The sequence below is a fragment of the Sphingopyxis sp. LARHCG72 genome (assembly GCF_052871675.1).
Genome location: NZ_JBIXJU010000010.1, coordinates 1 through 19,858, shown reverse-complemented (window position 1 = coordinate 19,858; position 19,858 = coordinate 1). Strand labels below are relative to the sequence as shown.

Below are 19,858 nucleotides of genomic sequence, written 5' to 3'. Positions count from 1 at the left end.
CCGGCAAACTACGAAAGGAACCAATGGACATGCGACTTCCCGGATTTTTGATCGCATGTTTGGCTCTTCCGGCATCCGTCCCGGTTGCCGCTGCCGATGGCGATGCTGCCGTCGGCTTGTGGCGCAACGCCACGAACAGCGTCCATATTCTCGCCCATCATTGCGGAGCATCGATGTGCGGCAAGGTCGTTTGGGCGAATGAGCAAGCGATTGCCGATGCAAGGCGGGGCGGGACGCCCAATCTCATCGGCCTCGATATTTTCCGCGACTTCGAGCGAGACAAGGACGGAAACTGGCGCGGAAAACTCTTTGTGCCCGACGTGAACAAGACTTTTTCCGGAACCGCCAAGCTTCTTGATCATGATCAGCTCCGCGGTGAGGGGTGCTTGCTGGGCGGCCTTATTTGCAAGGAGCAGATTCTGACCCGCATCAGCGAAACCCCCTAGACCGTGAGGTTTCGCGGCGCGCGAACGAGGCCACCCCCTTAGCCACAGAAGCACCACGCGTTCACCCGTTCGCTTCGAGCGCTTGAACGGAGGCCATATGCTGTCGACGCATCGCGGTTCGCCGCTCCCGCGGGATAGGGCAGAGCTTGAGGTCTGCGCTGCCGCGAACCCGCTGCGCGGAGAAGTTCTGGCGCGCGATGAGCTCGAACGAAAATCGATTTCCGCACACCGGGGCGGAATCCGCCGGGGCGTCGGCGCCGGAGCTTTTGCCGGCCGATACGAGGCGTCTGCGCGCCGCGCACTACGGTCGAACGGGGCGGCGGACGAGACGTAGGAATCCGCCGCCCCGATCACCCGGAGGCAAGAGGGAGAACCTGGGGGACAGGCCACCTGTTCGGGCGATATGATCATAGCGTTTTTATGAAGCTCCAGAAGGTAGCAACATGTGAGTTGCGCTGGCCCGCGTGGGCCAGCCTGATCCGGAATATCATAAAGCGATCCGTTAACTCGCGTCCCGCTCGGATGTGCAGCCGGAAAAAAAGACGGGGCGGCCGATGCTTCTCGTGTCAGCCGCCCCGGCCATGCAAGCCCAAGGAGGTGTCGGGCCCGAGAGAGCATGGCTTCCCGGTCAGGCAGTGGCTGGCATATCGATGCGACCGGCGGCAAATAAGTCAGCTGCCTGTAAGCTTCTTTCATAACGGCGATGAAGAGGCGGCTTTCGGACGATCCTGTGCATGCGCCCCGATGCCCGGCCTCCGCGCCAGCGAGACCCGCGCGCGGATTACGCTGAGCAGATGTATCGGCAACCTCTCTCGTGACTATGGTCATTCTTCCTAGGGCTAGATCGCGAACAAGCGCGTCACGAAGGTAACAGGTTAGCTGCGCTCCGTAGGCCGCGGCCCGGGCTTCGATTGCGCAAGGCAGATCGCGTGCGTCACACCCCCGCTCTCCGGACCGTTTATTTTCGCCCGGCAGTGCACGAGCTTGAGCGGCGTGCGTCCTCCACATCAAACACAAGCTTGCGCGATCTGGCAGGAAGGAAATGATGGACAAACGGGAACCCGATGCGAGGGCCGTCCAGCGCTTGGGAGAAATGGGGGCTGTATCCCGCGGCGATCGGGCTGGCTGCGCTGTCATCCCCGCCGGGCGCCGAAGCCGATGACACGTCTCGGTTACGCACGCGCCTGGCTCGATGCCGACCTCGCAGAGCAGGCAAGGCGCCTCCGGGCACTGGATCCCGATATCTGCATCGCAATCTCGCAAACCCGCGCATCGCGGGGTGAGTGCGACCGGTTCGAGGCGATTATTCGCGCTCTCGCCTGCGGAGACGAGCTTGTGATTTGGCGCTTGCCGGTTCTGGGACGATCCACCGGAGAGATACTCGACCGTATCCGCCGGTTGATGCTGCGCGGCATCGTGCTACGCGTTCTGGATCCGGATATCACCACCGCGAGCAACAGCTTTACGCTCCTTGCCGCTCTTGAAATGGTTCGGAATCTGGAAAACGACCTCCGCCGCGAGCAACGTGCCGATCTTGAAGCCGCGAGAAAACGCCAGATTCCTGTGGGAGGCCGGCAAAAGAAAGTGGACGAGCGCGAAATTCGGCGGCGGGTAGCGGCGGGTGCCAGCAAAGCCAGCATCGCACGCGATCTCAATATATCGAGAATGAGCGTCTATCGCGCGCTGACCGCCGGTCAGCCCCGTGCCCGTGCCGGCTAACGCAAGTGAATCGGCACCCTGGAATGACACCGTGGATCCGGCAGCCGCGCCGCCCCTCTGTCCGCCCGGCCGGCGCGGGCGTCGTGGAAGCGCGACGCGTCCCATGGTGCTGGCGGAAGCCGACTGACCGGCCCCGGGGTTGTTCCTCTCGTCCCGGCCGAACCCGCCCGGTTGCGGCACGGCGGTGCGGTCGGCGGCCGGCGCCGGGAGGGTCGCAGAGGAAAGGCCGGTGATCGATCTGCTTCCTCTACGCAATCTCGATGCGATCGAAACGCTCCTCGCCGATCACGCGGATGCGGGCCGTGAGCTGCATTGGCTCGGCGGCGGCGCGCGAGCGCTCGCGCTCGCGGGTCTCGACCGCGACGAGGGGATCGCCGCCGCCTTCGAACCGGCGCAGCGGTTGGCGAAATCGGCGCGCTGCGACCCGGCCAATATCGCCGGCCTCTCGTTGCACTTTGCGCCGCCCTTCGACATCGAACCGCTTCGCGCCAGCGGCATGGCGGCCGACGTGCGCGCGGTGCATGTCGATGCGGCACGCTATGCCATGTCGCATCTCGAAGTCTGGACGCCGGTTCATGATGCGCATGGCTCGCCGGTTCGGCCGTCCGGTTTCGTCGCGGCGCTCTGTACCGCGAGCAACAGCTTCTTTCTTGATATGCTGATTCTCGGCTGGGCGGTCGGTCCTGGCGGTACGTGGGGCACGATCGACGGATGGTCGCTCGCGCGCGAACTCGCCGCGGCCGAGAGCATCTACATTCACGAACTCGATCGGGGATTGACCGATATCGGGCTGCAACTCATCTGGACCGGGGGCGGGTGGGCACGGGTCAAGCCAATGCGGTGGAGAAGGTTCGCAATCCGCACCATCGCGGCTTATACCAGACGGCTCGATTCTATGTGAGGAAAGACGAGTCGCCGCTCTGCCGCCGCCGCTCCGGTCGGCATTCGGTGCGCTTCGAGCGGGCGACAGCTCATGAAGCCCGACGACCGCGGCGAGCGTCTTGCGAGCTCTCGCCCCATAGCGCGGCACGGGAAAGGGCGGCGCAAGGAGCCGTTTATTTCCTCGGAAAAAGAAGGGTTATCGTAGCGCGAAAGCCGAGCCCGTCAGGGCCGCCCGGCGCGCTCGCGGCCCAGTAACGCACGCCCGTTTGGAGGCTGACCGGCTGTCCGCCGATCGCCGTCAATTTGCTGAGCTGGACATTGACGGGAACCGACCAAGATGAGCTCTTCCAGTCGTAGCTCGTTTCGGTGTTGATGCCCAGGGTCCATGCGTCGCCGGTCGTATAGCTGAGGAACGGCTCTGCAAATGTGGCGCTGACGCCATCGCGTTGCCCCGCGCCGGCGAACGACCACAGATGATTGGCCAACATGCCATAGGTCCAGGGGCCGGACTGCTTCAACGCCACCGCGGTGGGCCCGATTCCCCATTTCTTGTCCCCGAGCAGATGGTCGGTGCCGGTCGGCAGCAAAAAGGCGGGTCCGGCCCCCCAGATGAGACCGCCCGAGGTAGGCGCCTTGGGCGAGATAAAGAAGCTCTGGACCGTGTCACCCAGCCCGGCTTGACGCCCTGAATTGCCCGCGACGTCATTCTGCCATTTTACAGGGAGGATGGTACGCGACACGAGGTTGAGATCGCGGCCGATCGAGATAGGAATCACCGGCTCGATATTGACCGTGATTTGCGCACCCTCTTTTTCGCCGATCCTTCCATTATAATCATATTGGATCGGCACGCTGATCAGCGCGGCAACGGGATTGCTCATTTTCTTCGCGAGATCGCTATCCTGCGCGGCGGCGGGAGCGACGAGGCCGAGGCCGAGAGAGGCGAAGGCGCTCGCCGCCACGGCCGAGGGGATGATTCCGGCTTTCATGATATGTCCTTCGAGGTTGGAGGAGCGACCCAAATCGGAGCATTTCCATTCTCCTGCCCCCCATGCGGCCGGCCCCCCGCGATCTTTTGCGGGATAGCCATCGATCCCTTGGCTTGCGGCATATCCCGCGCTTCGGACGCTCGCTTCACTTCCCTTTTTCGATTCGATAAGACGCAGTTCGCTCTGCCCCGTGCATCGGCCGCAGAAAATATCGGTGATCGAACGTGCAGCATCCGGGTCTGGCCGCGCCAACGCCCGGCCGATGGAAGAAAAATCGTCACGCACGGTGCACGACCCGGCGCGGCCTGCGTCCCCTTCTGTGCAAAAAGCACTGGAGTTGCGCAAATCATGAAAAAGGCGAGCCTCGTCGTCCGGATCGACAATCATGACCAGATCGCCGCGGCCTACGGCGAGTCGGCAATCGTCGAACTCGGCGAGGCGATCCGGCGGCGGCTTCAGGCGCTCGCCGAGACGGGCTGCAATGTCTCCAGCGACGGGCGCTACGTCGAAATCGCTTTCCTCGACCTGCCTGCCGTCTGCGCGATGCTCGAGCTTCCTGGGTCCAAGGAAGCGTTCGGCGAATATCTGTTGCTCGCGATCGCGCTGCAGCCCTTTGCGGTCAGCGGCACGCTGTTGTGCGCCCAGCCCTCGCTCGTCGAGCCGAGTGTCGGAGAGGCCCGCGCGGTCGCCGGGGATTCTCGGGACAAGGCGCTGCGGTTGGCGCCTGCCGCCGGCGGCTATCGCGACGATATGCGCCGGGCGGCAGAGCTTTATGAAGCGTTGCGGGACGGACGGGTGGCGCTGGGCCGGCAAGCAGTGCGCCACGCGTCGACGACGGACCGTATCCTGTATCACGAGTGCCTTGTGCGCGTCGCCGAGCCCACCGCCGGACTGCATTCTCCCGCGGATTTCATTCCTGCGCTCGAGCGGCTTCAGTTGGTCCGCGCCTTCGATTCCTATATCGTCGCGCGCGTCCTTGCCGAACTCGAAGCATCGCCCGACCTCGTGCTCGCCGCCAATATCTCCGCCCAAAGCGCGGTCGATGATCTGTGGTGGTACAGTCTCAAGCGGAGGTTGCAGCAGGCACCCGAGGTCGCGTCGCGCCTCGTTATCGAGATCACCGAGACCGCCGAATTGACCTCGGTCGCGTCCGCGGTCGCGTTTGCGTCCGCGATGCGAATGCTCGGCTGTCGGATCGCGCTCGATGACTTCGGCATGGGCAATGCATCGTTGCAGCGGGTCATCGCGCTCGCCCCCGACATGATCAAGGTCGATGCCTTTTATGTTCGCTGGGCCGAAGAGGCGCCCAACGGGCTTTCGGGTATCGCTCATCTGGTCGGCCTGCTCGAGAGTCTCGCGCCGATCGTGATCGTCGAGGGTGTCGAGACCCCCGCGCAAAGCACGATGATGATTGAAGCCGGCGCCGTCTGGCAGCAGGGCTATTGCCATGGACGGCCGATGGCCTTCGGCCGCCCCGAGTTCTGCTGATGCGAGGCCGCGGAAATCGGGGCGCGGCGAGCGGGGCTTGTCCTCGCCTCTGGAAGACTTGGTCGCATCGGGAGGGCGGAAGAGAACCGTTGGGGCGAAGGGCAGGGAGCTCCGCAATTCTCCGCCTCCTCGCGCAGCCGACCACATTCAGCGCGTCCGGGCCGTCGCACGGCGAGCGATCGTTAGTCAGATCTTCTCACTGCCACCGACGGCCGCCCGAAGAGAGAAAAGTCCGCATCTTGCCGGCAGACCGGCTGCGAGAGAAAAGCGTTCTGGCGCGCCCGTGCAGGGTCTTGTGAACGAACGTCCAGCTGCTTTTGTGGATGAGGGGCTCGGCTGCTGCATCACTCTCCACGTCGTTAACCACGGGCATATCGCCGCCGCCTATGGCGAAGCGATAGCCGATCAGGCGCTCGTCCTGTTGCAGGGAGTCATGCGCGGTGTTTGCAACGCCGCTGCGGGGGCGATGAGCAGCGAGCGGCGGCTGGAATCGCTTCCGGTCGCCGTCGAGATGGCAGACGCGCGCGACGCGATGTTTATTTTCGTTCCCGCGGCGATGGCGGGACCGTCGTTCGAGCTGTTCGCGAGTGAATTGCTGGCCCAGATCGCCGCGCGGGCGATCGTCATCCATGAAGGGGGCGGCCAGCCGGCGCGCCTGCGGCTGCTGGCAGCACTGCAATGGTGGACCGCACCCTCCTTCGATTATGGACGTGGGCGGGCTGAACTGAAGGGGCTGGAGGAAAAGGCGGCCGAGGGGCCGCTTCGCAGTCTCGCTCCGGTACCGAATTCCGAGCGGGCAAGGCTGGCGTACCGGCTCGATCTGGCTGCCGCCGACGATGCTATGCGGGCTGTTTTCGAGGGCGGGCACTGCCTCGCCTGGCAACCGGTTGTCAGGTCGCCGTCGACTGACGTGTCCGCGCGTATTCTCTATTTCGAAGGGCTTTCCCGTTTCCTGTCGGAGTCCCGGGGTTTTGTCGAGAACGGCAATTATCTCGGCGCGCTTGAGCGAACCGGCTTCGTGCGGGCGCTGGACCGCATGGTCGCGGCGGATGCGATCGCCGAATTGAAAACTTCAATATCCGGCGTGGCGCTGGGATTCAATATTTCAAGCCTGAGTGCGATCGACGATCTGTGGTGGGCACCGCTCTGGGCCGAGCTGAAACGCAGCCCTTCGGTCGCGAGCCGGCTTTTCGTGGAGCTGACCGGCAGCGAGCCGAACCGGAGCCCGTCACTGGCAGCGGATTTCGTTTCCCGGCTCCGCCGCCACGGCGGGCATCTGGTGCTCGACCGGTTCGGTGCCAGTCATGCCTCAATCCGTGAGGCTGTCGCTCTTGCGCCCGATGCAATCAAGATCCCGCACATCTTTTTGGGCGGCGCGGCGCGTGCGATCCGGGACGGGCGCTGCTTTGCTCCGCTGGCGCAGTTCGCCGCTGCCATGGGCGCCGAGGTGATCGCCCAGAATGTCGAGAATCGCGAGCAGATGGATTTTGCGGCCTTGAACGGTGCCGGCTGGTGCCAAGGCGATCTTCCGGCGCCGCCGTCTCTTCTCCGCCCATGGGTGCTTGATGGCGGATCAACCGGCGCCGGTGTGAGCGAGGCGCTTTCGGACCGCCTGCGGCCGGATTTTTCGGCGCGCGGCGCGTCGGGAGGCTCGGCTTGAACGGGAGGATGATGGCGTGGCGCATCATCGGGCGGAGACTCCCGACGCGGAATCTCCGCAGCCTTTCGCCCTTTGATTTTCCTTTGAAACAGCAGCCTATAATGGAGTCGGCCGCGTGATTATCCTTCCCTCCGCAGGTGCCGTTCTCCTGATGGCCGGCGTTCCCGCCGACACGGAGGCGACGGCGAAACCTGCCCCGGCCGGGATAGAAGCCGTGCACCCGGCCGCTGGACCGTCGGCGCCGGACACGCCGGCCCCTCTTGCACCGGTGGAAGCCTCGCCGCAGGACGATCAGGCGCCTCCGGCCGACATGTCCCTGCCGCTCGCCGATGTGCCGGTGCCCGAAGGGGATATCGTCGTCACCGCGCGCGGCGACGCCCCGCCGGGAGACCCGCTCCAAGGCGTCAATATCCAGTCATTCGAGATCGTCCAATCGATCGACGAGGCCGTCGTGGGGCCGATCGCCCACGGTTATCGAACCATCCTTCCCGAGCCGGTCCGCGACGGGCTAGGCAATGCTCTCAGGAATCTCGGCGAGCCCGTTAATTTCCTCAATTTTCTGTTGCAATTCAAGTTGGGCAAGGCTGCCGAAACGCTAGGCCGTTTCGCGGTGAACTCGACATTGGGTCTCGGAGGGCTCTTCGATGTCGCCAAGAAAAAGCCCTTCAATCTTCCCCATCGGCCCAATGGTTTTGCCAACACGCTGGGTTATTATGGCGTTGAATCCGGACCCTATCTCTATTTGCCGCTCGTCGGTTCGACGACGCTCCGCGATCTGTTTGGCGACACCGTCGACATCCTCATACTCCCCACCTCGGTCGGCAAGCCTTTCGACCGTGCGACATTCGCCCTCCCGGCCACCGCCATCAACAAGCTCAACGAACGGGTCGCGCGCGATTCCGAGATTCGCCGCCTGCGCGAGGAAAGCATCGATCCCTACGCGGAAACCCGAACGCTCTATCTCGATATGCGGCAGCGTGAAATCGATAGCCTGAAGGGCGTGGGTCATGGGGGGGACGTCCCCGCGGCAGGCGCGCCCGGCATCGAAGCGCCTACCGCCGCGGTGCAGCCGGGGCAAGACGCGCCCGTTGCGGAGGAGGTCGATCCTGCCCCGCTTTGACCGTCGGGAAGCGCCCGCACAATGCTTGCCGCGCGGAGGCGCGGTCCCGCCCGGAGAGTTGGGCGGGCCGCGCGCGAGGCGCGGCGGCGGGCGGACGGGGACAAGCCGCGGCGAGATGTCATCGCTGCCGCATTGCCGAAAGATGGCTGCTTGCCAAAGGCTCCGCTCCGGCGCGCGCGCCGGAACCGCAAACCGGATTTGCCGCGACCGCCTGCGCGAACGCGGCAGCAGGATCATCGGCGCGGCGCGCGGTGGACGCCGCAAAGCCGATGTTCTCGATGAGCAGGCGGTCGGGGATTGGAGCTGGTTCGGGCCCGAGGCCCGGGCCGGTGATAATAGCCACGCGCGCCGCTGCTTCGCCGCGGCCCGGCCGGTCGGACCGGGCGGAGCAAAAGGGCGCGTCCGTTCCGCGGGAAGAGCCCGAACGCATCGCTGTTCCTTGGTCTGGCTGCCTCGATCCTCACATCCTGCGTCGCGAACCCTCAGGATGCGGCTCCGCGCGGCCGGGAGCGCCCAGCCGGTGCCGCATATGAAATGCCCGCCCGCGAGGAAGCGCGCTTGTGCACCGCCGATCTCCAGGCTCGCGGAATTCGGTTTTCCCCCTAACCCGACCCCGAATTTGGCGGCGGCTGCGCCATGGCCAACGCCGTGGCGCTTCTCGAGATCGGCACTCCGTGACCGGTCTCGGGCTGATGACCTGCCCGCTCGCCCGCAATTTTGCGACGTGGGTCCGCCACGCCGTGAGTCCCGCGGCGCGAAAATTCCTCGGCACGACGTGGTGCGGGTCGAAACATTCGAGACCTATAGCTGCCGGGAGATCGCAGGCAGCCGGCGCGGACGCCTGTCGCAGCATGCCTATGCCAATGCGGTCGAGGTTTCGGCGTTTTTTCTTGCCGACGGGCGGCGGATCAGCGTCGAAGCGGGATGGGATGGCGAACGGGCATCGCAACATTTCCTCCGCGTCCTGCATCGATCGGCATGCCGCCGCTTCGGCACGGTCCTGGGTCCCGCCTATAATGCAGCTCATAGGTATCATTTTCACATGGATGTGAGCGGTGGCGGCTTCTGCCGTTAGCTTCGCTCGACCGGGCCACGCACGGCGCCTGTGCGACGATGCCCGTCATGCTCTGTTGCCGTCATCGATTGCCGCGCCTGGGGCGAGCCGCGAGCCGCGCGCTGGCGTTTCGCTTCGGTCTCGCTCGCCCGGACCCGCTCGTGCTGGTCCGTCTAACATGTGAGACCTTTTGTAAGCGCCTGAGATCCTGATAGCATTGTGCTCCTGAAGCATCGGCGGCCAACCAAAGCCGAGGAGACAGCATATGAAATGGAAGACCCCGAAGATCGTCGAAATCCAGCTCGGAGCGGAAATCAACTGCTACGCCAGTGCGGAGATGTCCGTCTAGGCCGCCGTGCGTATTCTCGTCCTGGGGGCGGCCGCCGGCGGTGGCTTCCCCCAATGGAACTCGAACGGACAGGGTTGCCGGCGCGCGCGCGAAGGCGAACCTGCCGCGCGTCCGAGCACCCAGGCGAGTATCGCGGTCAGCAGCGACGGCGATCGATGGTTTCTCGTCAATGCCTCTCCGGATCTGCGGCAGCAGATCAACGACCGGCGGGCGCTTCACCCGCGCGAGGGGCGACGTCATTCCCCGATCGCCGGCGTTGTGCTCACCGGCGGCGACGTCGATGCGGTAGCAGGCCTGTTGACGCTGCGCGAGCGGCAGCCACTGACGATCTACGCCACGGCGCGCATCCACGCCGTCCTCGACACCAATCCGATCTTCGAGGTTTTGGCCCGCGATATCGTCAAACGCCAAGTTCAATCGCCCGATACATGTTTCGATCTCGATGCCGGGCTCGCCGCGCGTTTTTTCGCGGTGCCCGGCAAAATCCCGCTTTATCTCGAAGGCGAAAGCGAGCCGCCGCCGATCGTAACCGACGACCGGACGGTCGGCCTCGAGGTTGTTCAAGGCACTCGCCGCCTCCTCTATGTTCCCGGCTGTGCCGCGCTGACGCCCGATCTCGTCGCGCGTTTCGCTGGTGCCGACATGCTGTTCTTCGACGGCACATTATGGCGCGACGACGAAATGATCGCGGCGGGGCTCGGCACGAAAACCGGGCGCCGCATGGGGCATATGAGCCTGTCGGGCGCCGACGGGACGCTCGCTCTTCTGGAAGGGCTCTCCGTCGCGCGAAAGATCGTGATCCATATGAACAACAGCAACCCGATATTGCTTTCCGATAGTCCCGAGCGCGCGCGGACCGAGGCGGCGGGCTGGATCGTGGCGGAGGATGGAATGGAGTTCTGCCTGTGAGCATGGCATTTCTGTCGCCCGGCGATCTGGAGGCGGCGATACGCGGCGTCGGCGCCGAACGCTATCACATACGCCATCCCTTTCACCATCTCCTTCATGGCGGCGGGCTGTCGCGCGGGCAGATTCAGGCGTGGGCGCTCAACCGCTATTATTACCAGGCGTCGATCCCTGCCAAGGACGCGACGCTGATGGCGCGCCTGCCTACCGCCGGCGAGCGCCGCGAATGGCGTCGCCGCATCGAGGATCATGACGGCGACGGGACCGGAGCCGGCGGCATCGAGCGCTGGCTGAAGCTGGCCGAAGGCGTGGGGCTTGAGCGCGCGATGGTGGAGAGCACGGCCCATATACTGCCGGCCACGCGCTTCGCTGTCGACGCCTATGTCGCTTACGTCCGCGAGCGCCCCCTGCTCGAGGCGGTCGCCTCCTCGTTGACCGAAATATTCTCGCCGGCGATCATCGCCGAACGCGTGTCCGGAATGCTCGCCAATTATGATTGGATCGGCCCCGACACGCTGGCCTATTTCACGCCCCGCCTGGCGCAGGCGCCGCAGGACAGCGGTTGGGCGCTCGCCTATGTCAAGACGCATGCGGACACGCCCGAAAAACAGCAGGCGGTCCTGGCCGCGCTCCGTTTCAAATGCGACGTGCTGTGGTGCCAGCTCGACGGTCTCTATCACGCCTATATCGCGCCCGGGATGATCCCGCCCGGGGCTTTCGTTCCGCAGGTGGGCGCATGATCGAGGGGCGGGCCGTGCCGACGTTTCGCCGCGGCGTTACGCTGCGTTTCGATACGGTCCGCGGGATGTGGTTGCTCCTTGCCCCCGAAAAATTGTTCATGCCCGACGAGATTGCGGTCGAGATTCTGAAACTGATCGATGGCTCGCGATCGATTGATGCGATCACGGCCGACCTTGCGAACCGTTTCGAGGCCCCCGCCGGCGAAATCGCCGCCGACGTCATCGCGACGCTCGGCGATCTTTCGGCGCGGGGCGCGGTTCAATTATGAAGGCGCCGCCGCCGCCAATGGGCTTGATTGCCGAACTCACGCATCGCTGCCCCCTGCAATGCGCCTATTGTTCGAATCCGTTGCAGATGGATTCGCCCGAAGCCGAACTCTCGACGCGGGAATGGCAGCATGTGCTTGATCAGGCGGCGGCGATCGGCATCCTTCAGGTCCATTTCTCGGGAGGCGAACCCATGGCGCGAGGCGACTTGCCGGAGCTTGTCGCGCACGCACGGGCGGCGGGACTCTATACCAATCTGATTACGTCGGGCGTCCTGCTGTCCGACCGGGCGATGGCCGGTCTGCTCGCCGGCGGTATCGATCACATCCAGCTCAGCTTCCAGGACGTGCTGCCTGGCCCTGCCGACCGTCTCGGCGGGTATCGCGGAGGTCATGCGAAGAAGATGGCCGCCGCGCGGAGAATTCGGGAGGCGGGCTTGCCGCTCACGGTCAACTTCGTGCTTCACCGGCGGAATATGGACAGGGTGGGCGAAATGATCACGCTCGGCGAACGGCTGGGCGCCGAGCGGATCGAAATCGCGCATACCCAATATTATGGCTGGGCACTGCTCAATCGCGATGCGCTCCTGCCCGGCCGCGCGCAACTCGACCAGGCGACGTCGGTGGTCGATGCGGCGCGCGCGCGCCTCGCCGGACGCATTGTGATCGACTATGTCGTGCCGGACTATCATGCGGCGCGGCCGAAGGCATGCATGGGAGGCTGGGGCAACCGCTTCATCAACATCTCGCCGTCGGGCAAAGCGCTGCCATGCCATGCCGCCGAGACGCTGCCCGGTTTTGAATTTCCATCGGTGCTTCGCGAGTCGCTTGTCGAAATATGGTCGCAGTCCGATGCTTTTTCCCGGTTCCGCGGCACCGGCTGGATGCCCGAGCCCTGCCGGAGCTGCGACCGGCGCGAGATCGACTGGGGCGGTTGCCGCTGTCAGGCGTTCGCGATCGCCGGCGACGCCGTCCTGGCCGATCCGGCCTGCCATCTTTCGCCCAACCGCCCGCTGATCGAGGCGGCGCTGGGGGCGGCGATGACGCAGGAGGCGGGAGCGCTGGTGCCGCGCCGGTTGTCCCGTCGCCGCTGACAGGCGCAGCTTCGTCCACGGACGGTGCGACCGTCGCGGGCGAACCGGGCGCTCCAGCTCCCAACGGAAAATCTTCGCTTGTTGCTCGCACCGCCTAGCCGTCCGACCGGACGCCGCAGGGCGGCCAATGATGCCGCTTTAGCGCTGGGTGTGGATGTTCATCGCATTGGGGTCGTGCACCATGTTGGCGTCGAGATTGGCCATGATCCAGAGCGATCCCACCACGACCAGGAACATGATGACAAGCCCGAAGGCGAGGGCGAGAATATTGTTCGTATTGTCAGGGCTTGTCGTCATGTGCAGAAAGAAGACAAGATGCACGCCCATCTGCGCGACGGCGAGCACCGCCAGTCCGATCGGAACGCCGGGCGCCCAGAGCGTGTCGGTCGAGGCGACCCAGAAGGACGTCGCGGTCAGCGCGAGCGCGAGCAGCAACCCGACGACATAATGGCGCGCGCTCCCCTGATGGACCTTGTCTTCGCCGGGCAGGCTGTTTTTCATCGCGGACGCTTCGGATTCGGTCATTGCGAGACTCCAACCAGATAGACGAGGGTCAGAACCGCGACCCAGATGATGTCGAGTGCGTGCCAGAACAGGCTGAAGCACAGGAGGCGGCGTTCAAGCGCGGGATGAAGCCCTTGCGTCGCGATCTGCGCGATCAGCATGACGGCCCAGAGCAATCCCGCCGTCACATGCAATCCGTGACAGCCCACCAGCGCGAAAAAGGCCGACAGAAAGGCGCTTCGCTGCGGTCCCGCGCCGTCCGCAATCAGATTGGCGAATTCGCGCAGTTCGAGCACGAGGAAGCAGAAACCCAACAGGATCGTCACCGCGAGCCAGATACGGGTCCGCCGATGATCGCCGGATCCAGCGGCGAGCATCGCATAGCCGCAGGTGAAGCTCGACAGCAGCAGCAGAACGGTTTCGACGGCGACATTCGGGATGTCGAACAATTCCCGGCCGCCAGGACCTCCCGCGGTCGCGTCGCGCAGGACGGCGAAGGTCGCGAAGAGGACCGCGAACATCACCATGTCCGACAGCAGGAATATCCAGAAGCCGAAACCCGATACGAGACGCCGCGACGCCGGGCCGCCCTCGCCATGGCCCTGCGCGGGGTTGGCCTCGCCTGCGCCCCGGCCGAGGCGGTGGGGGTCGTGCGGCATGGCAAGGGAAGGGGCGTTGATGCTGTCCTGGGTCATACGGGCATCCTTGCGGCCGAAACTTGCGTCGCACGCGCGCGGCGGCGTTCGCGGTCAATCCGGGCGACATCGTCCGCCGGAATGCGCCGCTCGGGCGGCTCGGCCCATCCATATCGGACCACAAGCGCGGCGGCGCCGATCAGCATCGCTGCGGCGAGCCACCATATGTGCCAGATCAGCGCGAAGCCCGCGAAGCTCATGCAGAAGGCGATGCTGATGCCCATCGCGTTATTCTGCGGCATTTCTATCGGGCGATAATCGGGTTCCTGATCGAGCCGGCCTTGCTGCAACACGCGCTGCTTGATGCCCCAATAGGCTTCCTCGCCGGTCACGTCGGGCGTGACCGCGAAGTTGAACTCGGGCGGCGGCGACGACGTCACCCATTCAAGCGAACGTCCGTTCCAAGGATCGCCGGTCAGATCGCGCCGCTGGGCGCGGTCGCGGATCGAGACCACGAGCTGAATGATCTGGCACAGGATACCCGCGAAGATCAGCGCGGCGCCGAAAGCCGCGGCGACAAGATAGGGCTGCCAGGCCAGTTCGTCATAATGCTGCATCCGGCGCGTCATGCCCATGAAGCCGAGCGCGTAGAGCGGCATGAAGGCGACGTAGAAGCCGACGAGCCACAGCCAGAAGGCGGTCTTGCCCCAGCCCTCGTGGAGCGTGAAACCGAAGGCCTTGGGGAACCAGTAGTTATAACCTGCGAAGAGGCCGAAGATGACGCCGCCGATGATCGTGTTGTGGAAATGCGCGATCAGGAACAGGCTGTTGTGGAGCACGAAGTCCACCGGCGGGATTGCGAGCAGCACGCCGGTCATGCCGCCGATGACGAATGTCACCATGAAGCCGAGCGTCCACAGGACGGGCACGGTGAAACGAAGGCGCCCGCCGTAAATAGTGAAGAGCCAGTTGAAGACCTTGACCCCCGTCGGCACCGCGATGATCATCGTCATCACGCCGAAGAAGCCGTTCACATTCGCGCTCGCGCCCATCGTGAAGAAATGATGAAGCCAGACCGTAAAGGAGAGGACGCAGATGCACATCGTCGCGAGAATCATCGAGCGATAGCCGAACAGCGGCTTGCCCGAGAAGGTCGAGATGACTTCCGAATAGACGCCGAAGGCCGGCAGAATGAGAATATAGACTTCGGGATGGCCCCAGATCCAGATCAGGTTGACGTACATCATCGGATTGCCGCCGCCGCCATCGGTGAAGAAATGGAAGTCGAGATAACGGTCGAGCGTCAGCATCGCGAGGACCGCGGTCAGCACCGGGAAGGCGGCCACGATCAGCAGGTTGGAGGCAAGAGCGGTCCAGCAGAAGACGGGCATGCGCGAATAGGACATGCCCGGCGCGCGAACCTTGAGGATCGTCGTCACGAGATTGATTGCGGACAAGAGCGTGCCGATGCCGGCGATCTGGAGCGACCAAAGATAATAGTCGACCCCGACCCCAGGCGAATATTTGAGTTCGCTCAGCGGGGGATAGGCGAGCCACCCGGTGCGGGCGAACTCGCCGATGAACAGGCTGAGGTTGATGAGGAGCGCGCCCGAGGCGGTCAACCAGAAGCTCACCGAATTGAGCGTTGGAAAGGCGACGTCGCGCACGCCGAGCTGCAGCGGCACCACGAAGTTCATGAGCCCGGCGATCAGCGGCATCGCGACGAAGAAGATCATGATCGCGCCATGCGCGGTGAAAATCTGGTCATAATGGTCGGGCGGCAGATAGCCTTGCGCCCCGCCCGCCGCCAGAGCCTGCTGCGAGCGCATCATCGCGGCATCGGCGAAGCCGCGCAGCAGCATGATGAGGCCGAGGATGCAATACATGACCCCGATGCGCTTGTGATCGACCGAGGTGACCCATTCGGACCAGAGATAGCGCCAATTCCCCGTGAGAAGGAGCCAGCTCAGGAGCCCGATGACACCGAGCAGGATGACCCCCGAGGTGATGAGCGGGATGGGTTCGTGAAGGGGAATGGCGCCCCAGCTAAGCTTGCCAAGCATGATCAACCCTTGTCTGGAGAGCAGTTGCGCGCGCCGGCGAGCGCTTCATCGCGCCCCTCGACGACAGCATCGAAAAGATTGGGAGAAACCGAGCCGTAGCTAGAAGGTGGTACGTCCTTGCTCGGACGGCGAAGCGCGGCGTAGGATGCCGGCGTGAGAACGCCGCCCTTCGCCCGCGTCGCGGCGGCCCAGGCCCCGAACTCCCCTTCAGGAAGCGCAACCACCTCGAAATGCATGTCGGCGAAGCCGTCGCCGCTGAACTGCGAGGACATGCCGCGATAGGTCCCGGGCTCGTCCGCCTGCAGATTGAGGCGCGTGACCATCCCCGCCATGGTGTAGATCTGTGTGCCGAGCTGGGGCACGAAGAAGCTGTTCATGACGCCGGACGAAGTGAGCGAGAAGCTGATCGGCGTGCCCGCGGGGACGACGAGCCGGTTGACGCTGGCGACGCCCTGGTCGGGATAGATAAAGAGCCATTTCCAGTCGAGCGAAACGACCTCGACCCGGACCGGCGCGACCGGCGAGGCGATCGGCTTCGCGGGATCGAGGTCATGGGCGCCGACCCAGGCGATCCCGCCGAGAAGCAGGATGATTATCATCGGAATCGACCAGACAATGAGTTCGATCCGTCCCGAATAGGTGAAATCGGGACGATAGACGGCCCGCGTGTTGGATTCGCGGAACCACCAGGCGGTCGCGAGCGTCGCGATAATCGTCGGGATCACGATCGCGAGCATGATTCCTAGCGAATTCAGAAGGATGGATTTTTGAGCGCTGCCAATGGGTCCCTTAGGGTCGAGCACGCCGCCGGCGCAGCCACCAAGCGAGAACGCGAGCAAGAGGGATAGCGTCGACTTGCTCAGCCATGCGCCGCTGATCGCTCGGGAAACCGAAAGACGCCGCCAAGAAGCGCGCGCCGCGGCGGTGCCGGGCGGCTGGAGCACGGGCATCGTCTTTCTCCCCAAATAAGCCATGGTCGATTGCGGCGGTTGTCTGGAAATCGAATGCCGGACTCGCCGCGCCCGCCTCCCGGAGCTTTCTATGGCGCGCTGCTCCTTTTGGGCAGTGAGTGGCTGTGGCTAACGGTTAGGACGCATGCGCGAGGCACTGCAGCGGCGGCGCCGCTTTCTGCGTGACGCGGGGCTGGATGGGGCGGAACCGACGCTTTGGAGCCGGATTTTCGAAAGCCGATGACGTCGCTGGCGTTGCAGCAGGATGCGCCGGACTGTCCTCATACGCCTTGCCGCCTCATGCGCGCGGCGACCGGTTAGCGCCCGCCGCTCACGGCCGTTTACTGGAACCCGCGCCGCCTTCGTGAGAAGGCAGCGGCTTCGGACAGGCAGCCCAGGCGATACTTTCGCGTCGCGAGTCGGCGGTCGGCCACTGTAGCAGGGGAGATTCATGCGGTTTGCAAATCTGGCGCGGGGCGCCTTCGGCATAGTTCTTCTTCTGATCGGCCTGATCCTCGCCGGCGGCGGCATCTGGCTCGCGACGCTGGGTGGCAGCCTGTATTATCTGGTGGTGGGTGTCCTGATCCTCGTCTCCGGCGCCTATTTCCTGCTTGCCAGGGTCCAAGGCTTTTATCTTTATGCCGGTGCTTTCCTGCTCACCATATTCTGGTCCTTCTGGGAGGCCGGGCTCGACGCTTGGGCGCTGACGCCGCGACTGACCGGCCCCCTCATCCTGATGCTGTGCGCGCTGCTGTTGCTGCCGACGCTGCGTGTCGAACGCGCCGCACTGCTCCGCAATCTCGGCCTGGCGATCGTTGGGGTCTTCACCGCCGCTACTGTCGCGGCCGCCGCGCTTAGCGGCGGTTCGGTTCCCCAGCCCATGCCGCAGCTCGCAGCCTTGCCCTATGACAATCCGGTGAATATCGGCCGCGGCGGTGACTGGACGGCCTATGGCGGCGGACCGAGCGCACAGCGCTACTCGGATACCAACCAGATCACGCCGGCCAATGTCGGCACGCTCAAGCGCGCCTGGATTTTCAACACCGGCGACATCCCTGACAAATATGGCGCCGAGCTGACCCCGCTCAAGATCGGCGACCGCGTCTTCGGTTGCACGCCGATGAACAAGCTGTTCGCGCTCGATGCCGCCACCGGGCGCCAGCTCTGGCTTCACGATCCCAAGGTGCCCAAGCAGTGGGTGCCTTATACCGCCGCCTGCCGCGGCGTCGCTTATTACACGGTTCCGGGCGCGGCGCCGGGCAGCGCATGCGCCGCGCGGATCATCGCGGGAACGCTCGACATGCGTTTGATCGCGGTCGACGCGAAGACGGGCAAGTCCTGTGCCGACTTCGGGACCGGCGGTGAAGCCGATCTGCGGGTCGGGCTCGGCCAGAAAGAAAGCGCCGACGCGACGCCGAAGCCGCTCATTCCAGGCACCGCTGCGATCACTTCGCCCCCCGTGATCGTCCAGGGCGTCGTGGTCACCGGGCATCAGGTGCTCGACGGGCAGCGGCGCTGGGCGGCTTCGGGAGTCATTCGCGGTTATGATGCGGTGACCGGCAAGCTTCGTTTCGCCTGGGACATGAATCGTCCCGACCTGACCGGAGAACCAAAGGCCGGCGATTATTATTCCTTCGGGACGCCGAACAGCTGGACTGCCGCCGCGGGCGACGAGGCGCTCGGCCTTGTCTATGTTCCGATGGGGAATTCGGCGGGCGATTATTATTCGAGCCTTCGCGGCGCCGAGGAAAAGAAGCATAGTTCGGCGCTCGTCGCGCTCGACGTCCAGACCGGGCGCCCGCGCTGGACCTTCCAGACGGTTCACAATGACGTGTGGGATTATGACCTGAGCTCGCAACCGAGTCTCGTCGACTTCCCGACCCCGGCAGGCCGCGTCCCCGCGCTCATCCTGCCGACCAAGCAGGGCGACATCTATGTGCTCGACCGGGCCACCGGGCGTCCGCTCCGGGCTGTCGATGAACGCCGGGTTCCGGGCGGCGGCGCCGAGCCGGGCCAGCGCTCGCCGACCCAGCCCTTCTCGACCTACCATACGCTGCGTACGGCGAATCTGACCGAAAAGGACATGTGGGGCCTGTCGCCGATCGATCAGATGCTCTGTCGCATCCAGTTTCGGCGGGCGCGCTACGAGGGGCCTTATACGCCGCCGCAGCTCGGCCGGTCGAATATCCAGTGGCCTGGCTATAACGGCGGCTCGGACTGGGGGAGTGTCGCGATCGATCCGCGGCGCGGAGTCATCATCGCCAACTATAATCTGACCTCGAACAGCAATCATCTCGTTGATCGCGCGACCGCCGACAAGCAGGGGCTCTTCCCCGTCGGGGACCCGCGCGCTGCTCACAGCGCGTCGGGTGCCGAGGGAAATGGCGCCATGGCCGGAACCCCTTATGGCATCGAGGTCAATGCGGGCTGGCAGATGCCGACAGGCGTCCTGTGCACCAAGCCCCCCTACGGCGGCATCCGGGCCATCGACCTGGCCACCGGCAAAACGCTTTGGGACCGGCCGCTCGGTACCGCGCGCCGCAACGGTCCGTTCGGCATTCCGTCCTATCTTCCCTTTGAGATCGGAACGCCGAACAATGGCGGGTCGGTAGTGACGGCATCGGGCCTGATATTCGTCGCGGCGGCGACCGACGACCTGATCCGGGCGATTGATCTTCGGACGGGACAAACCGTTTGGAGCGATGTCCTGCCGGGCGGCGGCCAGGCGACGCCGATGATCTATGAGCAGGGCGGCAAGGAATATCTGCTGATCATGGCCGGCGGGCATCACTTCATGAAGACGCCTGCGAGCGACGCGCTCGTCGCTTATGCGCTTCCATAGGCATCCTCCATGGGTCGCGCACCTTTAGGGTCAGGACCCATTGATTTGCGGTGACGGCTGTGATTCAGGCTCGCTGTGAGGAGCCTGAAGGATGAGTGATTTGTATTGGCTGACGGACGAGCAGATGGCTCGGCTTCAGCCCTATTTTCCG

19 protein-coding genes are annotated in these 19,858 nt (G+C 64.6%); 13 read left to right on the top strand and 6 right to left on the bottom strand.

The window, feature by feature from the left end; all coding sequences use genetic code 11:
* The first annotated feature begins 23 nt into the window (after positions 1–23).
* The 3 genes from ACIPPQ_RS18940 (at position 24) to ACIPPQ_RS18930 (ending at position 3,066) form a co-directional block, all read left to right on the top strand.
* Positions 24–446, top strand: a complete 423-nt coding sequence (locus tag ACIPPQ_RS18940; RefSeq protein ID WP_446545611.1) for a DUF2147 domain-containing protein — start codon at positions 24–26, stop codon at positions 444–446.
* A gap of 1,158 nt (positions 447–1,604) precedes the next feature.
* The gene (locus ACIPPQ_RS18935) at positions 1,605–2,165 is read left to right on the top strand and encodes a recombinase family protein (protein ID WP_446545610.1); all 561 of its coding nucleotides are present in this window, start codon (positions 1,605–1,607) and stop codon (positions 2,163–2,165) included.
* A gap of 229 nt (positions 2,166–2,394) precedes the next feature.
* Positions 2,395–3,066 (top strand): hypothetical protein, encoded by a 672-nt coding sequence (locus ACIPPQ_RS18930; RefSeq protein WP_446545609.1) that lies wholly within the window; start codon positions 2,395–2,397, stop codon positions 3,064–3,066.
* Positions 3,067–3,220: 154 nt separating this feature from the next.
* Here ACIPPQ_RS18930 and ACIPPQ_RS18925 read toward each other — a convergent pair whose 3' ends face one another.
* Positions 3,221–4,423, bottom strand: a complete 1,203-nt coding sequence (locus tag ACIPPQ_RS18925) for a hypothetical protein (RefSeq protein ID WP_446545608.1) — start codon at positions 4,421–4,423, stop codon at positions 3,221–3,223.
* Here ACIPPQ_RS18925 and ACIPPQ_RS18920 point away from each other — a divergent pair.
* The 3 genes from ACIPPQ_RS18920 (at position 4,385) to ACIPPQ_RS18910 (ending at position 8,304) form a co-directional block, all read left to right on the top strand.
* Positions 4,385–5,524, top strand: a complete 1,140-nt coding sequence (locus tag ACIPPQ_RS18920) for an EAL domain-containing protein (RefSeq protein WP_446545607.1) — start codon at positions 4,385–4,387, stop codon at positions 5,522–5,524. The two genes, ACIPPQ_RS18925 and ACIPPQ_RS18920, sit on opposite strands and share 39 nt — an antisense overlap.
* Before the next feature lie 295 nt (positions 5,525–5,819).
* Positions 5,820–7,184, top strand: a complete 1,365-nt coding sequence (locus ACIPPQ_RS18915; protein ID WP_446545606.1) for an EAL domain-containing protein — start codon at positions 5,820–5,822, stop codon at positions 7,182–7,184.
* A gap of 115 nt (positions 7,185–7,299) precedes the next feature.
* Positions 7,300–8,304 carry an MlaA family lipoprotein gene (locus ACIPPQ_RS18910; RefSeq protein ID WP_446545605.1) on the top strand — a complete coding sequence of 335 codons (1,005 nt, stop codon included), beginning with the start codon at positions 7,300–7,302 and terminating at the stop codon, positions 8,302–8,304.
* Positions 8,305–8,422: 118 nt separating this feature from the next.
* On the opposite strand, the gene ACIPPQ_RS18905 is transcribed toward ACIPPQ_RS18910, so the two are convergent.
* Positions 8,423–8,734, bottom strand: a complete 312-nt coding sequence (locus tag ACIPPQ_RS18905; protein ID WP_446545604.1) for a hypothetical protein — start codon at positions 8,732–8,734, stop codon at positions 8,423–8,425.
* Between the two features lie 345 nt (positions 8,735–9,079).
* On the opposite strand from ACIPPQ_RS18905, the gene ACIPPQ_RS18900 reads away from it, so the two are divergent.
* The 6 genes from ACIPPQ_RS18900 (at position 9,080) to pqqE (ending at position 12,713) form a co-directional block, all read left to right on the top strand.
* Positions 9,080–9,379, top strand: coding sequence for an extensin-like domain-containing protein (locus tag ACIPPQ_RS18900; RefSeq protein ID WP_446545603.1), 300 nt, complete (start codon positions 9,080–9,082; stop codon positions 9,377–9,379).
* A 244-nt stretch (positions 9,380–9,623) separates the two neighbouring features.
* Entirely contained in the window at positions 9,624–9,707 is an 84-nt protein-coding gene (gene pqqA / locus ACIPPQ_RS18895; RefSeq protein WP_446545703.1) for a pyrroloquinoline quinone precursor peptide PqqA, read from the top strand.
* Between the two features lie 6 nt (positions 9,708–9,713).
* The gene (pqqB, locus tag ACIPPQ_RS18890) at positions 9,714–10,616 is read left to right on the top strand and encodes a pyrroloquinoline quinone biosynthesis protein PqqB (RefSeq protein ID WP_446545602.1); all 903 of its coding nucleotides are present in this window, start codon (positions 9,714–9,716) and stop codon (positions 10,614–10,616) included.
* A gap of 2 nt (positions 10,617–10,618) precedes the next feature.
* Entirely contained in the window at positions 10,619–11,353 is a 735-nt protein-coding gene (pqqC, locus tag ACIPPQ_RS18885; RefSeq protein ID WP_446545702.1) for a pyrroloquinoline-quinone synthase PqqC, read from the top strand.
* Between the two features lie 14 nt (positions 11,354–11,367).
* Entirely contained in the window at positions 11,368–11,622 is a 255-nt protein-coding gene (pqqD, locus tag ACIPPQ_RS18880) for a pyrroloquinoline quinone biosynthesis peptide chaperone PqqD (RefSeq protein WP_446545601.1), read from the top strand.
* Between the two features lie 17 nt (positions 11,623–11,639).
* The gene (gene pqqE / locus ACIPPQ_RS18875) at positions 11,640–12,713 is read left to right on the top strand and encodes a pyrroloquinoline quinone biosynthesis protein PqqE (protein ID WP_446545600.1); all 1,074 of its coding nucleotides are present in this window, start codon (positions 11,640–11,642) and stop codon (positions 12,711–12,713) included.
* 138 nt (positions 12,714–12,851) lie between these two features.
* Here pqqE and cyoD read toward each other — a convergent pair whose 3' ends face one another.
* Genes cyoD through cyoA form a run of 4 tightly spaced genes read right to left on the bottom strand, consistent with a single transcriptional unit; the run spans position 12,852 to position 16,865 of the window.
* A complete protein-coding gene (gene cyoD, locus ACIPPQ_RS18870; protein WP_446545599.1) occupies positions 12,852–13,238 on the bottom strand; it encodes a cytochrome o ubiquinol oxidase subunit IV in 387 nt (128 codons plus the stop codon).
* On the bottom strand, positions 13,235–13,912 hold the full coding sequence (cyoC, locus tag ACIPPQ_RS18865; protein WP_446545598.1) for a cytochrome o ubiquinol oxidase subunit III: 678 nt from the start codon (positions 13,910–13,912) through the stop codon (positions 13,235–13,237). Before cyoC ends, cyoD begins: the two co-directional genes overlap by 4 nt.
* Entirely contained in the window at positions 13,909–15,915 is a 2,007-nt protein-coding gene (gene cyoB, locus ACIPPQ_RS18860) for a cytochrome o ubiquinol oxidase subunit I (RefSeq protein ID WP_446545597.1), read from the bottom strand. Before cyoB ends, cyoC begins: the two co-directional genes overlap by 4 nt.
* A gap of 2 nt (positions 15,916–15,917) precedes the next feature.
* Complete coding sequence (gene cyoA, locus ACIPPQ_RS18855; RefSeq protein WP_446545596.1) at positions 15,918–16,865, bottom strand: ubiquinol oxidase subunit II; 948 nt, start codon at positions 16,863–16,865, stop codon at positions 15,918–15,920.
* A gap of 451 nt (positions 16,866–17,316) precedes the next feature.
* Between cyoA and ACIPPQ_RS18850 the strand changes: the two genes are divergently transcribed.
* Positions 17,317–19,707 (top strand): membrane-bound PQQ-dependent dehydrogenase, glucose/quinate/shikimate family, encoded by a 2,391-nt coding sequence (locus ACIPPQ_RS18850; RefSeq protein ID WP_446545595.1) that lies wholly within the window; start codon positions 17,317–17,319, stop codon positions 19,705–19,707.
* The last annotated feature ends 151 nt before the right edge of the window (positions 19,708–19,858 follow it).